This window comes from Vannielia litorea (assembly GCF_018424695.1).
Classification (GTDB): Bacteria; Pseudomonadota; Alphaproteobacteria; order Rhodobacterales; family Rhodobacteraceae; genus Vannielia; species Vannielia litorea_A.
Genome location: NZ_QTNQ01000021.1, coordinates 44,531 through 59,096, shown reverse-complemented (window position 1 = coordinate 59,096; position 14,566 = coordinate 44,531). Strand labels below are relative to the sequence as shown.

At 66.2% G+C, this 14,566-nt stretch carries 14 protein-coding genes; 1 reads left to right on the top strand and 13 read right to left on the bottom strand.

Annotated features, from left to right (window positions below):
• From DYI42_RS09740 to chvE, 9 genes are all read right to left on the bottom strand, one after another.
• On the bottom strand, positions 1–280 hold a 280-nt coding region (locus tag DYI42_RS09740), incomplete at its 3' end, for a 2-dehydro-3-deoxygalactonokinase (RefSeq protein WP_213545741.1).
• Positions 277–1,797: an aldehyde dehydrogenase (NADP(+)) gene (locus DYI42_RS09735; protein WP_213545740.1), complete on the bottom strand. Its 1,521-nt coding sequence runs from the start codon at positions 1,795–1,797 to the stop codon at positions 277–279. The genes DYI42_RS09735 and DYI42_RS09740, both read right to left, overlap by 4 nt.
• 8 nt (positions 1,798–1,805) lie before the next feature.
• Positions 1,806–2,723 carry a dihydrodipicolinate synthase family protein gene (locus DYI42_RS09730; protein WP_213545739.1) on the bottom strand — a complete coding sequence of 306 codons (918 nt, stop codon included), beginning with the start codon at positions 2,721–2,723 and terminating at the stop codon, positions 1,806–1,808.
• Between the two features lie 14 nt (positions 2,724–2,737).
• On the bottom strand, positions 2,738–3,742 hold the full coding sequence (locus DYI42_RS09725) for an aldose epimerase family protein (RefSeq protein ID WP_213545738.1): 1,005 nt from the start codon (positions 3,740–3,742) through the stop codon (positions 2,738–2,740).
• Positions 3,739–4,662, bottom strand: coding sequence for a Gfo/Idh/MocA family protein (locus DYI42_RS09720; RefSeq protein WP_213545737.1), 924 nt, complete (start codon positions 4,660–4,662; stop codon positions 3,739–3,741). Before DYI42_RS09720 ends, DYI42_RS09725 begins: the two co-directional genes overlap by 4 nt.
• 55 nt (positions 4,663–4,717) lie before the next feature.
• Entirely contained in the window at positions 4,718–6,463 is a 1,746-nt protein-coding gene (araD, locus tag DYI42_RS09715) for an L-arabinonate dehydratase (protein ID WP_213545736.1), read from the bottom strand.
• Between the two features lie 87 nt (positions 6,464–6,550).
• Positions 6,551–7,783 (bottom strand): multiple monosaccharide ABC transporter permease, encoded by a 1,233-nt coding sequence (gene mmsB, locus DYI42_RS09710; RefSeq protein WP_213545735.1) that lies wholly within the window; start codon positions 7,781–7,783, stop codon positions 6,551–6,553.
• 9 nt (positions 7,784–7,792) lie between these two features.
• Positions 7,793–9,313, bottom strand: a complete 1,521-nt coding sequence (gene mmsA, locus DYI42_RS09705) for a multiple monosaccharide ABC transporter ATP-binding protein (protein WP_213545734.1) — start codon at positions 9,311–9,313, stop codon at positions 7,793–7,795.
• A 64-nt stretch (positions 9,314–9,377) separates the two neighbouring features.
• On the bottom strand, positions 9,378–10,433 hold the full coding sequence (gene chvE, locus DYI42_RS09700; RefSeq protein WP_213545733.1) for a multiple monosaccharide ABC transporter substrate-binding protein: 1,056 nt from the start codon (positions 10,431–10,433) through the stop codon (positions 9,378–9,380).
• Between the two features lie 170 nt (positions 10,434–10,603).
• Between chvE and DYI42_RS09695 the strand changes: the two genes are divergently transcribed.
• Positions 10,604–11,518 carry a LysR family transcriptional regulator gene (locus tag DYI42_RS09695; protein ID WP_213545732.1) on the top strand — a complete coding sequence of 305 codons (915 nt, stop codon included), beginning with the start codon at positions 10,604–10,606 and terminating at the stop codon, positions 11,516–11,518.
• 76 nt (positions 11,519–11,594) lie between these two features.
• Here DYI42_RS09695 and DYI42_RS09690 read toward each other — a convergent pair whose 3' ends face one another.
• The 4 genes from DYI42_RS09690 to DYI42_RS09675 all read right to left on the bottom strand — a co-directional run bounded on the left by DYI42_RS09690 (position 11,595) and on the right by DYI42_RS09675 (position 14,551).
• Positions 11,595–12,053, bottom strand: a complete 459-nt coding sequence (locus tag DYI42_RS09690; RefSeq protein WP_213545731.1) for a 3-hydroxyacyl-CoA dehydrogenase family protein — start codon at positions 12,051–12,053, stop codon at positions 11,595–11,597.
• Positions 12,050–12,973: a helix-turn-helix transcriptional regulator gene (locus DYI42_RS09685; protein WP_213545730.1), complete on the bottom strand. Its 924-nt coding sequence runs from the start codon at positions 12,971–12,973 to the stop codon at positions 12,050–12,052. Before DYI42_RS09685 ends, DYI42_RS09690 begins: the two co-directional genes overlap by 4 nt.
• A 79-nt stretch (positions 12,974–13,052) precedes the next feature.
• Positions 13,053–14,000, bottom strand: coding sequence for a zinc-binding metallopeptidase family protein (locus DYI42_RS09680; protein ID WP_213545729.1), 948 nt, complete (start codon positions 13,998–14,000; stop codon positions 13,053–13,055).
• Between the two features lie 59 nt (positions 14,001–14,059).
• Complete coding sequence (locus DYI42_RS09675; RefSeq protein ID WP_213545728.1) at positions 14,060–14,551, bottom strand: hypothetical protein; 492 nt, start codon at positions 14,549–14,551, stop codon at positions 14,060–14,062.
• Positions 14,552–14,566 lie beyond the last annotated feature (15 nt).

The following is a 14,566-nucleotide window of genomic DNA, read 5'->3' as shown; positions in this document are numbered from 1 at the left end:
TCACCGGGGCGAGGCCGGCGGGTTTGCAGGGCACGGCGGCATAGGGGGCCTCGACCCAGCCCTGGCGCGCGCCTGCCATGCCGCAGATAAGCACCTCGGTGGGGCCGTCGCCAAGGTAGGGCTCGGCGAGGGCAAGGAGGGCAGGCTCGTAGCCCTCGGGGCTGAGCCCGCCCATCCCTTTGTCGGAGGTTTCGCGGCCGATCACCTCCCCCTCGGGGCCAATGGCCCAGAGGCGGAGGTTGGAGGTGCCCCAATCGGCCGCGATCCAGGTGGCGGTCATGCGCCTGCGAGGTCCTCGGGGAGGATCGCGTCGGGCATGTTCTGGTAGCAGACCGGGCGCAGGAAGCGGCGGATCGAGAGGGTGCCGACGGAGGTTGCGCCGAAGTTGGTGGAGGCCGGGTAGGGACCGCCGTGGACCATGGTGTCGGCCACTTCGACGCCGGTGGGGAAGCCGTTGACGAGGATGCGGCCCGCTTTGCGCTCGAGGATCGGCATGAGTGCCTTGGCGCGGTCGGTGTCACCGTCATCCATGTGGATGGTGGCGGTGAGCTGGCCTTCGAAGCCTTTCGCGAGCGTCTCCATCTCTTCTTTACCATTCACCCGTACAACCAGCCCGAGGGGGCCAAAGACCTCCTCCCCGAGCGCGTGGTCCTGCAGGTAGGCTGCGGCGTCGGTTTCATAGAGGTTGGGGCTGGCATTGCGGCCCTCGTCGGCGTTGGTCAACAGCGGCTGCACGGCATTGCGACCGTCGAAGCGGGCCTTGCCGTCCTGATAGGCCTTGGCGATGCCGTCGGTGAGCATGGTCTGCGGGGCGGCCTTGGAGAGCGCCTCTTTGGCGGCGGAGACGAAGGCATCGCCATCAGCGCCCTTCTCGACCACGGCGATGCCGGGGTTGGTGCAGAACTGGCCCGCGCCCATGGTGAGCGAACCGGCCCAGCCCTCGCCCATCGCGGCGCCGCGTGCCTTGGCGGCCTCGGGGAGCACGAACATGGGGTTCACGGAGCCGAGCTCACCGAAGAAGGGGATCGGCTCGGGGCGGGCGGCGCAGAGGTTGAAGAGCGCGCGGCCCCCGCCGAGGGAGCCGGTGAAGCCCACGGCCTTGATCAGCGGATGCTCGACGAGGGTGGTGCCCACGTCACGCTTGCCGCCCTGGATCAGGGAGAACACGCCGGGATGGATGCCGCACTTCTGGATCGCGGCGTCGATGGCCTGGGCCACGATCTCGCCGGTGCCGGGGTGTGCCGAGTGGCCTTTGACCACGACCGGGCAGCCCGCGGCCAGCGCGGCGGCGGTGTCGCCGCCGGCGGTGGAGAAGGCGAGCGGGAAGTTGGAGGCGCCGAAGACGGCGACAGGGCCGATCGGGCGCTGGACCATCTTCAGGTCGGGCCGGGGCAGCGGCGCACGGTCGGGCAGCGCCTCGTCATGGCGCACGTCGAGATAGCCGCCGTCGCGGATATGCGACGCGAAGAGGCGGAGCTGGCCGGTGGTGCGGCCACGCTCGCCTTGCAGGCGGGCCTCGGGCAGACCGGTCTCGGAGGTGCCGATCTCGGTGATCTCGTCACCGCGCGCCTCGATCTCGTCGGCGATGGTTTCGAGAAACTTGGCGCGGGTTTCGCGGGAGGAATAGCCGTAGGTCCAGAAGGCTTCTTCAGCGGCTTCGCAGGCCTTGTTCACAAGGTCGGGTGTGCCGACCGGATAGTCGAAAGCCTCGCCATGGGCGGGCTCGCTCTTGAAGGTCGAGGGGCCATCCAGCCATTCGCCAGCGATCAGGTGTTTGGACTTGGGGGTAAAGCTCATGTCTCTCCTCACTTGCCCCATTTCAGGGCGATCAGATCTAGTTCTTTCGACAGTTGCAGCAATCGGGATTTCGTTCGCTGCGACATGGGTTTCAAGGGGTGACGGACATGATCGGAGCCGATCACACCGCCCTCCATCATCACCGTCTTGGCGGCGCGGAGGCCGCACTGGCGGTTTTCGTGGTTGATCAGCGGCAGGCAACGCTTCCAGCCTGCGAGCGCGGCCTCGTGGTCGCCGTCGAGGTAGTTGACGACGATGGGGCCGATCAGCTCGGGCTGGAGCGCCGAAGTCATGGTGCCGGTGCAGCCTGCGTCGAGGTCGGCCAGAAGGGTCACGGCCTCTTCACCGTCGAAGGGGCCGACGATGTGCTCGCCGCCCTGCTCGATCAGGGCTGCCAGCTTGTCGGCGGCAAAGGGCGTTTCCATCTTGAAGTAGGAAACATGCTCGATCTCCTTGGCCATGCGCACCAGCGTGGGCACGGTGAGGGTGACGCCGGAAAGCGGCGCGTCCTGCACCATGATCGGGATGGAGATGGCGTCGGAGACGGCCTGAAAGTGCTCCATGATCCCGGCCTCGGCGGGCACGAGGCCCACGCCGTGGTAGGGGGGCATCATCATCAGCATGGAGGCGCCGAGGGACTCGGCGTATTTGGCCCGCTCCACCACGATCTGGGTGGAGAAATGCGAGACGGTGACAATGACAGGCACGCGGCCCGCAACATGTTCGAGGCTGACGCGGGTGAGCGTAGCGCGCTCCTCGTCCGACAGCACGAACTGCTCGGAGTAATTGGCGAGGATGCAGATGGCATCCACGCCCTGATCGATCATGCAGTCGAGGACGCGGCGCATCCCCTCTTCATCGACCTGTCCATCGGCGTGGAAGGGCGTTGGGGCGACGGGGAGGATTCCGGTGAGTGGGGTTTGCATGTGTCGTCCTTACGTCAGATGCGGGTGACATGAAACCGGGAGACCTGTCGGTAGGTCTCGCCCGGCGAAAGGGTGATTTGCGGGTAGTCCGGGTGGTTGGGCGCGTCGGGCCATTTTTGCGGCTCGATGGCGACGCCCGCGTGGGGGCCATAGGGCGCGCCGCCGTGGCCGGGGGCCTGCGAGTTGAGGCCGGAGCCGTCGTAGACCTGAAGGCCGGGTTCGGTGGTGTCGATCTCCAGCTGGAGGCCCCCGGCGCGCAGGGTGCAGGCCGGGTGCATCGGCGTGCCGGGGAGCCGCAGGCAGAAATTGTGATCGAGCTTCGGCGTGTCTTCTGGCGTGGTGATGGTGCGGGGCTTGCGGAAATCGAAGCGCGTCCCCGCCACCGGCTCGGGGCCGTTGAGCGGGATCTTGTCGGCATCAATGGCAAGGTAGCTGTCGGCATCGACGTGTAGGGTGTGACCATCGAGCGTGGGAGTGCCGTCGAGGTTCCAGTAGCTGTGGTGGGCTATGTTGCAGAAGGTGGGCGCGTCGGTTTCGCCGGTGATCTCCAGCGTCAGCGCGCCTTCGTCGTCGAGCGAATAGGTGGCCGTCAGGGTGAGGTTGCCGGGGTAGCCCGCCTGCCCGTCGGCCAGCGTCAGGGTGAAGGTGGCGGTGGTGTCGGAGTGGCCAGCGAGGGCCCAGTTGACGTAGCCGCAGCCGTCGGAGCCGCCGTGGATGGCGGTGCGGCCCGCTTCGTTGGTTTCAAGCTGGACGGTCTGGCCATTGAGCGGGGCCCTGCCACCCGCGATGCGGTTGGCGGCGCGTCCAACGATGGCACCGTAATTCTTCATCCCGGCGCGATAGGGCTCGAACACGGGAGAGCCGAGGACGAGGCTGTGCTCGATGCCCCCGAGGCGGAAATCCTGCAGCGTTGCGCCCCATGTCATCACACGGGCGGTGGCCGGGCCGCCGCGGAGCGTGACGATCTCGACGGTGTCGCCCTCGGGGGTGGTGGCGAAGATTTCGCGGGTGTCGGTCATTCGTGGAAAGGCTCCGTCAGGGTGCGGTGGCCGAGGGTGAAGGCATCGGCGACGTGGCGCATGGGGGAGAGGTCCATGGAGATCTCGCCGGCGGCGACGAGGCGGGCGAGGTTGGCGTAGAGGCGCGGGTACTCGCCCTTGAGCGCGTCGCCGTCCTCGCCCTGCTCGCTGCCGTCGATCTGCATGCGTGCGCCGCCGTCGAGCAGCTTGAGGGTGCCTTGGGTGGTTTCGGCCTCGATCTCCCAGGTCTGGTCGCCGGTCTGGCGCCAGTCGAAGACCATATCCACGGATGCCGTAGGGTGGGCGAAGGCGAGAGTTGCACCGATGGGGGCCTGGCAGTTTTCAGGCACCTCCAGCTTGGCGGAGGTGAGGTGGACCGGCTCGGGCAGGATCTCGGTGACGATGGAGAGGGCGTTGATGCCCGGATCGAACACGCCAAGCCCGCCGGGCTGCCAGATCCACTCTTGCCCCGGATGCCAGCGGCGCACGTCTTCCTTCCAGGTCACGGTGAACTTCGTGAGCTGCTTGTCCGCGAGCCAGGCCTTGGCGGGGGCGACCATTGCGGCCTCGCGGCTGTGCCATGAGGCGTAGAGGGTGACGCGGTGCTCACGGGCCAGCGCCTCCAGCGTGTGGCATTCCGAGAGGGTCGCGCCGGGGGGCTTTTCGAGCATCACGTGGCGGCCTGCGCGGATCGCCTGCGCCGCCATCTCAAAGCGCGGGACGGGCGGGACACAGAGCGAGACGACGCGGATTTCGGGGTGTTCGGCCAGCATCGTGGCCAAATCGGTATAGGCGGACACGCCCTCGACCGTGCCGTGGCGGGAGACGGTGGCGGTGAGCTCCCAATCGGGGGAGTTGGCGATGGAGGGCACGTGCTGGTCCACCGCGATCTTGCCGATGCCGACGAGGGCGATTTCCATGTTGGTCTCCGGTTCGATTAGTGGGTTTCACCCACCCTACAGATTGGGTCTGGCCTCAGTGACTATCGCGGCCCACGTCATTGCCCCGGCAGCCCTTGAGGAAGTCGAGATCGGCCCCGGTGTCGGCGCCCATGACGTGCTGCTGGTGCAGCCAGGCGTAGCCGGAGGCGGGCTGCTCGTGGGTGGGCTGCCAGGCGGCGAGGCGGGAGGCCAGCTCTTCCTCGGGGATGTCGAGATGGAGGCGGCGGTTTGCAACGTCGACCTCGATGATGTCGCCGGATTTCACCACGGCGAGCGGGCCACCGGCAGCGGCTTCGGGCGAGGTGTGCAGGATCACGGTGCCATAGGCTGTGCCCGACATGCGGGCATCGGAGATGCGCACCATGTCGGTGATGCCCTTCTTCAGCACCTTGGGCGGCAGGCCCATGTTGCCGACTTCGGCCATGCCCGGGTAGCCCTTGGGGCCGCAGTTCTTCATCACCATGATGCAGGTTTCGTCGATATCCAGCGCATCGTCGTTGATGCGGGCCTTGTAGTCGTCGATGTCCTCGAAGACGACCGCCCGGCCCCGGTGCTGGAGCAGCGCAGGCGTGGCGGCCGAGGGTTTCAGCACCGCGCCGCCGGGGGCGAGGTTGCCCTTGAGCACGACGATGCCGCCCGATTGGGTGAGGGCCTTTTCAGCGGGGAGGATCACGTCGTCGTTGTGGTTGACGGCGTCCTTCACCTCGTCCCAGATCGCGCCGCCGGAGACGGTGAGGGCCTCTTTGTGGAGCACATCCGCTTCGCCAAGGCGTTTGAGCACGACCGGCAGGCCACCGGCGTAGAAGAACTCTTCCATAAGGTATTTGCCGGAGGGCATGAGGTTGACGATTGTCGGGATATCGCGGCCGCAACGGTCCCAGTCTTCCAGCGTCAGATCAACGCCGCAGCGGCCCGCCATGGCGAGGAGGTGGATCACCGCGTTGGTGCTGCCGCCGATGGCGGCGTTGGTGCGGATGGCGTTTTCGAAGGCCTGTTTGGTCATCACGTCCGACGGCTTCAGATCATCCTTCACCATCTGAACGATGCGGCGGCCCGAGAGCTGGGCCATGACGCGGCGACGGGAGTCCACCGCCGGGATCGCTGCGTTGCCGGAGAGCGCCATGCCGAGGGCTTCGGCCATGCTCGCCATCGACGAGGCGGTGCCCATTGTATTGCAGGTGCCGGTGGAGCGGGACATGGACTGCTCAGCCTCGAGGAATTCCTCTTGGGTCATCTTCCCGGCCTTCACGTCCTCCGAGAACTTCCAGAGGTGGGTGCCGGAGCCGACGCGCTCGCCCTGGAAATAGCCGTTGAGCATGGGGCCGCCGGTGACGACGATGGCGGGCAGGTCGACGGAGGCGGCGCCCATCATCAGGGAAGGCGTTGTCTTGTCGCAGCCGACCATGAGCACGCAGCCGTCGATGGGTTGGCCGCGGATGGTCTCTTCCACTGCCAGCGCAGCGAGGTTGCGGAACATCATCGCGGTGGGGCGGTAGGTGTTTTCAGATGCCGAGAACACCGGAACCTCGACGGGAAAGCCCCCGGCCTCCCAGATCCCGGCCTTCACCTTCTCGACCAGTTCCTTGACGTGGCTGCCGTTGCAGGGGGTCAGCTCGGACCAGGTGTTGAGGATGCCGATGATCGGGCGACCATCGAAGAGATCATGCGGGTAGCCCTGATTTTTCAGCCAGCCGCGATGATAGATCGTGTCGCGGGAGTTGCCGCCGTACCATTCCTGACTGCGGAGCTTGCGGGGCCATTCGGCGGGTTTGAATGTCATCTCGTTACCTCCGGGCGGGGCGGTGCGCCATGAATGCGCACCCTACGTGTTGCGCGCCCCCGTAGGGTGCGCGTTCACAGCGCACCCTCACCCCTGTTTGGACTTGTTGTAGACGTCGAAGAGCACGGCGGCCAAAAGGACGAGGCCCTTGATGACCTGCTGGTAGTCGATGCCGATGCCCATGATCGACATGCCGTTGTTCAGCACGCCCATCAGGAAGGCGCCCACCACCGCGCCAACGATCTTGCCGACCCCGCCCGACATCGACGCCCCGCCGATGAAGACAGCCGCGATCACGTCAAGCTCCAGCGCGAAGCCGGCCTTGGGCGTGGCGGTGTTGAGGCGGGCGGCGTAGACGAGGCCCGCGACGGCGGCCAGCACGCCCATGTTGGCGAAGGCGAGGAAGGTGAGCCGCTCGGTCTTGATGCCCGAGAGCTTGGCCGCCTTCTCGTTGCCGCCAAGGGCATAGACCCGGCGCCCGATGGTGGTTTGCTCGGTGACGAAGGCGTAGATGATCGTCAGCACGCCCATGGTGATGAGCACGTTGGGCAGGCCCCGGAAGGTGGCGAGCTTGTAGCAGATGAAGATCAGCGCCGCCGAAACGATCACGTTGCGGGCGATGAAGAAGGCGCGCGGCTCATCCTCGATGCCATAGGCCTTGTTGCGGGCGCGGGTGCGCATGCCGAGCCATGTGATGATGCCCGCGGCCACCAGCCCGGTGAGCAGCGCCAGCACGTTGACCTGCCGCGCGCCGAAGAGGCCCGCGAGGCTGTCGCCCAAGCCCGCCGGAAAGAGATCGGGGATGAAGCCGTTGGCGATGACTTGAAACTCGCGCGGAAACGGGCCGACGGACTGGCCTTCGAGCAGCCAGAGCGAGGCACCGCGAAACACCAGCATGCCCGCAAGGGTGACGATGAAGCTGGGCACCTTCCAATAGGCGACCCAATAGCCCTGCGCCGCCCCGATCAGCCCGCCCGCGACGAGGCAGATCAGGCCGGTGGCATAGATGTTCCAGCCCCAGTTGACGATCATCACCGCCGCCAGCGCGCCGATGAAGCCCATGACGGAGCCAACCGAAAGGTCGATGTTGCCCGAGACGATCACCACCAGCATGCCGAGCGCCATGATGATGATGTAGCTGTTTTGCAGCATCAGGTTGGTGATGTTCACAGCCCGGAACAGGGTGCCATCCGTCACGATCTGGAAGAAGACCATGATGAAGATCAGCGCGAAGAGCAGGCCATATTCGCGCAGGTGGCTCTTCAGGTAGGAGCCGATGCTCTTGGGGGCGTGGGTTTCTGTGTCTTCAGCGATTGCCATGGGTCTTCCTCAATCGGTCACGATGAGCGACATGATGCGCTCCTGGCTGGCCTCTTCGGCGGAAAGCTCTCCCACCAGGGCCCCTTCGTTCATCACGTAGATGCGGTCACACATGCCGAGCAGTTCGGGCATTTCGGAAGAGATCATGATGACCCCTTTGCCCTGCTCGGACAGTTCGTTGATGATGCCGTAGATCTCGAACTTGGCGCCCACGTCGATGCCGCGCGTGGGCTCGTCGAGAATGAGCACCTCCGGCTCGGCGAAGAGCCACTTGGAGAGCGCCACCTTTTGCTGGTTGCCGCCCGAGAGGTTCATCACCTTCTGGAACACCGAGGGCGTGCGGATGTTCATCGCGCGGCGGTATTTTTCGGCAACCTTGGTTTCCTCGGCCTCATTCAGCACGCCCCCGTTGGCCACCTCGGGAAGATTTGTGAGGGTGATGTTGCGCTGGATCGTCTCTTCGAGGATCAGGCCGAGCGATTTGCGATCTTCGGTGACATAGGCCAGCCCGGCCTGAATGGCGCGGGGCACGTTTGACGTATCCACCGGCTTTCCGCCGATCTCGACGCTGCCGGAGATGTTGCGCCCGTAGCTCTGCCCGAAGATGCTCATCGCCAGCTCTGTGCGCCCGGAGCCCATAAGGCCCGCGATGCCGACGACTTCCCCAGCGCGGACGGTGAAATTGGCGTTCTTGATTACCTGGCGTTCGGCGTGCTCGGGGTGCCAGACGTTCCAGTCTTTCACCTCCATCAGCATGTCGCCGGAACGGCGCTCACGGGCCGGGTAGCGGTTGGCCATGTCGCGGCCCACCATGTCGCGCACGATGCGGTCTTCGGTGATGCCGCCTTCGCGGGCATCCATGGTGGAGACGGTCGTGCCGTCGCGGATGACGGTGACGGTATCGGCCACCCGGCGCACCTCGTTCAGCTTGTGGCTGATGATGATCTGGGTGACGCCCTGTTGCTTGAGTTCCAGCATCAGATCGAGCAGGGCCTGGCTGTCGGACTCCGAAAGCGCGGCGGTGGGCTCGTCGAGGATGAGCAGCTTCACCTCTTTGGAGAGCGCCTTGGCGATCTCGACAAGCTGCTGTTTGCCGACGCCGATTGAATCGACCTGCGTGGTCGGCGGCTCCTTGAGGCCAACCTTGCGCAGAAGCGCCTCTGTGCGGGCATTGGTTTCGCGCCAGTCGATCACGCCGCCCTTGCTGCGCTCGTTGCCCAGAAAAAGGTTTTCGGCAATCGAGAGCAGCGGCACAAGCGCCAGCTCCTGGTGGATGATGATGACGCCACGCGCCTCGCTGTCGGAGATGTCGCGAAACTCCGCCAGCGCGCCTTCGTAATGGATTTCGCCCTCGTAGGTGCCGACGGGATAGACCCCGGAGAGCACCTTCATCAGGGTGGATTTGCCCGCCCCGTTCTCTCCCACCAGCGCATGAATTTCGCCTTCCTTCACGGTGAGGTTCACCGTGTCGAGGGCTTTCACGCCGGGGAATTCCTTGGTGATCGAGCGCATTTCGAGCAGCGCGGTCATGCTCTTGCCTCCGCCTTTGTTGGGGCCCGCGCGAACGCAGGCCCCGGGAGAACCCCCGAAGGGATTACTTGATCTGGTCTTCGGTGTAGTAGCCGGAGCCGATCAGGATCTCTTCCCAGTTGCTCGCGTCGACGGAGACGGGCTCGAGCAGGTAGGAGGGCACAACCTTGACGCCGTTGTCATAGGTTTCGGTGTCGTTGATCTCAGGCTCGCCACCGCCGAGCACCGCATCGACCATGCCCACGGTGACGCGGGCCAGTTCACGGGTGTCTTTGAAGACGGTGGAATACTGCTCGCCCGCGAGGATCGACTTGACCGAAGGCACCTCGGCGTCCTGCCCGGAGACGATGGGCATGGCAAGGTCGCCCGAGCCGTAGCCAACGCCCTTGAGGGACGACAGGATGCCGATGGAGAGGCCGTCGTAGGGCGAGAGCACGCCATGCACCTGCTTGTCGGTGTAATGGGCGGAGAGGAGGTTATCCATCCGGGCCTGGGCCACGGCGCCGTCCCAACGCAGGGTGCCGACGGTATCCATGCCCATCTGGCCGGAGACGATGTTGATGGTGCCGTCGTCGATCAGCGGCTGAAGCACCGACATGGCGCCATCGTAGAAGAAGTAGGCGTTGTTGTCGTCCGGGCTGCCGCCGAAGAGTTCGACGTTGTAGCTTTCGGCGTCGGGAAAGCGCTCCTTGAGGCCGTTCACGAGGCTGGTTGCCTGCTGCACGCCGACCTTGAAGTTGTCGAAGGTGGCGTAATAGTCGACGTTGCCGGAGTCGCGGATCAGCCGGTCATAGGCGATGACCTTGATGCCCGAGGCGGCGGCGTTTTCCAGCGCGTTGGACAGGGTGGTGCCGTCGATGGCGGCGATGACCAACACGTCGACGCCCTTGGTGATCATGTTCTCGATCTGGGCGAGCTGGTTGGGGATGTCATCTTCGGCGTATTGCAGGTCGGTCTCGTAGCCGGCCTCTTCGAATTGCTTGACCATGGATTCGCCATCCGAGATCCAGCGGGCCGACGACTTGGTGGGCATGGCGATGCCGACGGTGCCTTCGGCATAGGCGCCAGCGGCCAGCGACACCACGGCAGCCGCCGAGGCGAGAAGGGTCTTGAGTTTCATTTGTATCCTCCAAATGCGTGCGCTTGGCGGGCCTCCCAGCCCCTGCATGCGCACTTCTCCCTGTTGCGGGGCCGTGAGGCGCCCGTGCCTGTCAGGTAGCGCGGCGTTTACATGACTGTAAAATGCGAATACTGCCAATCTGCATATCACTTTTGTTATGAGGAAGCGCCATGGAGCTGGCAGGGCGGCTGAAGCCGAGGCAGTTGCGGCTGATCCAGCGGATCGGGGAGACGCGGCAGTTGCAGAGCGCCGCGCATATGCTGGCGATGAGCCAGCCTGCGGCCTCCAGGGTGCTGGCCGAGATCGAGGCGGAGGTGGGCGCGCCGCTGTTCACGCGCCACCCCAAGGGCATGGAGCCGACGCTGCTGGGCGAGACCTTTCTGCGCCATACCCGGGTGATCCTGAGCGAGCTGGAAAGCCTTCAGAGCGAGGTGGCGGGGCTGCGCGCCGGTGAGACGGGCGAGGTTCGCGTGGGTTCGGTCACGGGGCCGACGGTGGGGGTACTGGTGCCCGCCATTCAGGCGGTGCGCGAGGCCGCGCCCGACATTCAGGCCACCATCGAGGTGGGGCCGTCGGGGCAGCTGGTGCGGGGGCTGGAGGAAGGGCGGTTCGACTTTGTCATCGCCCGCCTGCCGCCAGAATACGACAGCCGGCAGTTTGCCATCTACCCGGCGCGCAACGAGGTGGTTTCACTTGTGGTGCGCGCTGGCCACCCGGCGCTGGGGGCGCCGCGGCGGCTGCGCGAGCTGCGGGCGTACGAGTGGGTGATCCAGGATCTGGGCACGCCGATCCGGGTGGCGATGGACGGGGGCTTTCACGCCGCCGGGCTGGCCGCGCCGGAGCGGATCACCAATTCGTCGTCGCTGCTGGTGGTGCTGTCGATCCTTGGTGGCACAGATGCGATTGCGCCGCAGAGCCAGGAGGTGGCGGATGTGATCACGCGCAACCGGATCGGAGACAGCTTTGCGACGCTCGAACTGGCCGACGCCCTGGCGGTGGCCCCCTATTTCGTGATCCACAACCGCAGCCAGCAGATGCACCGGGCGGCGGAGCGGGTGATGCAGGAGGTGTTCCGGCGGTTGTGAGGGGGGCTCATCCGCCCTTCGAGGCGTCTTCGCCCCGGCTGAAGCGATGAGGCCCCGAAGGGGGGCGAAGAGCGGCTCAGCCGGGGAGGCCCAGCGCGGCGCGGGCCTCGGGCGGCAGGCCAAGCGCGGCCTCGTTCATCGCGCCGAAATACCGTGCGCGCAGCGCATCGGCGCTCAGCTCGCGCCAGACCCGTCCGGCAAAATGCGCCTCCTCGCGGATCAGGTCTTCCACCAGCGGGTCCACCACGGCACCGCCGCCGCCGGGGTAACGGAACCAGCCGACGCCAACCTTTCGGCCCAGGCGGCCTTCGGCCACCATCCGGTCGGCCACGAGGAAGGGCTCGGTGCGGGCGGCGGCGATCACGTCGAGGCCGATCTGATCCTGCATGGCGCAGGGGCCCTGCGCCATGCCGCCTGCCTCCAGCGCCTCGTCGAGTTCCCAGGGGTTGGAGCCTTCAAGCAGCAGCGCCTCCACCTCGGCATGGCTGCGGGCCAACAGCCGGGCGGTGGCCTCATGAACTATAGTGCTGCTCATTCGCCGGTCAGAAAGCCGCGCTCGTGCACCAGCGCCTCCAACGCATCGAGCGTCGTCTCGAAGGTTCGGCCCGATGTGTCGAGCTGGGCCTCGGCGCGCTCGTAGAGCGCTTCGCGGCTGCGCAGAATGCTCTTGAGCTGTTCCATCGCCTCGGGGTTGCCGGCCATGGGCCGGGTATCGCCCTGCGCCCGCACCCGGCCCATGTGCTCCTCGGGCGAGGCCTTGAGCCAGACGGTGTGAAACTGCGCCAGCAGGCTCTTGTAGGTGTCGGGCTCGGCGACGATGCCGCCCGCGACGGCGAGGATCAGCGCCTCGTGGGTGGCGGTGATGCGGCTCACCGCCTGCGCCTCCAGCTTGCGGTAGCCCTCTTGTCCGTAGAGTGCCATCACCTCATTCACCGGCATGCCGGATTGCTCCTCGATCTCGCGGTTCAGCTCGATGAAGGGCAGCCCGAGCCGGGCGCCAAGTGCCTCGCCGAGGGTGGACTTTCCGGCGCCGCGCAGCCCGATGAGGCAGATCCGCTGGCCGCGCAGCCGCGCAGGCGGCTCGGGGCTGAGCATATCGAGCACGCGGGCGCGTGTTTCGGCGGTGGCGGAGGCGAAGAGATCGGCCACGCGCATGGCCTCCGAGGTCCATGGGTCATCCTCGCCCACGAGCCACTCGATGCGGTGATCGAGCGCGATGGCGACCCGCTTCAGGAGGCCGATGGAAATGTTGCCCTCCCCCGCCTCGAGCTGGGCGAGATAGCGCGGAGACACGCCGGAAAGCTCGGAAACGACGCGGCGTGGCAGCCCGCGCAGTTCGCGCGCCTTGCGCACCCGCTCACCGACGCGACCAATCAGCCGGTCGACTGCGGCCTCCATGTCATCCGCGCCGAGGGCATCGGTTGTTTCGCCCTGAAAGTTGGTGATTTCGCTCATCCTGCGCCGCGTCTCGCATCTTGTGAATTATAGTGCACAAGATGGACGATCCGCCCTGGCGCTTCAATGAAATTCGCCCCTACCCCGCCCGGCGCAGCGCGCGATGAGCGAAGGCCAGCTTCTCGCGCACCGGATCGGAGAGCACGAAGGGGTAGAGATCCGGCAGGTCGAGAGCACGGTTGACGTGGTTGACCCGCATGGCGAAATTCGCGGCGCGCTCGATCAGGGCCAGCGCATCGGGTTCGGCGTAGGCATCGCCGCCGGGCGCAAGCGCAACGGCGTAGCCGCTGTCGACAAGGTCGGTCAGGTGCAGCAGGTGGGCCACGGTTTCGGCCCAGTCCTCATGCGGATGGGCGGTGGCGTAGCTGGTGATATGGGTGCCCCCGGCGGGCCTTGGGTTGTCGTAATGCGCCTTCAGCGCCTCGCCGTAATCCGCGCGCTCATCGCCAAAGAGCGGGCGGAATGCCCCAAGAAACGACGGATCATCCTGGCTGAGGCGCAGGAAGAGGTAATGCGCCAGTTCATGCCGGAGGTGGCCGATCATGGTGCGGTAATCTTCGGCCAGTCGCTCGCGGCGCTCTTCCTGCACCGCGCGGCTGGCCTCTGCCACGTCGAGCGTGATGAGGCCGTCTGCATGGCCCATCACGATCTCTTCCGGCCCGTGGCGGGTGCGGTCGGCCACCAGCTCGAAGCGCGGTGCCGGGCCGGGATCGGCAGGGCCGAACCAGCCCCAGCGGTGCAACCCGGCCAGCACCCAGCGTTTGGCGGCCTCGGTGCGCGCCAGGCGGCTTTCGGCGCCCTCGACCTCGGGATCGGGGATCACCTCGGTCATTGCGCAGGAGCGGCAGAGCGGCCCTGCCTCGGTGCCTGCGGTCCAGTTGCAGCCGATGGCGGCGCGCCGCTCGCAATCGGTGCCCTGCACCATGACCTGCGCATCCGGGTCGAAGTGGAGTGCGTGGCCGTTGGGGCAAAGGTGGTTGTTGAACCAGACCTGCTCGGCGCAGGACGGGCAGTGGAATATCTGCATGGGGCCTCCGGTGTCGCGCCCTAACGGCTCAGCGGGCGCGCGGGTTCCCGCAGCGCCGATTAATCCTTGGGGAAGTCCTTGGGATAAAAGTCGTTCGGGTCAACATCGAGCCGGCGCAGGGCGACCTCGATCATGTTGTGCGTGGTCGGCGGGAAGGGGTGGCCGAGCTTGCCGAGGCTGTCCAGTTCGGCGGGGGTGGCCGGCCTGTCGGGGGCGGCCTCACTGAGATCGACCACCTTGGTGCCCATGATCCGCAGCGGCTGGTGCAGCGCCGCGCCCTCGCGCAGCGGCGCCTTGTGGAGCACCCATTTGCCTCCGAATTCCTCGGCCTCTTCAGGCTTGAGGGTAAACTCCTCGCCGCCGATGGCCATGTCGGTCAGCAGCAGGGGGCTGTCGTCGATGTCTGCCGGAAGATCGGCGCTGTCGCCCATGCGGTCGAAGACATCGCAGAAGAAGATGAACCCGTCATAGACGTGGGTGAAGTAACCATAGCCGTAACCGCCGCCCAGCAGCGGGGCCGAGAAATACTGGCCGGGTTTGATCTTGGGCATCCTTGCCATCTGCAC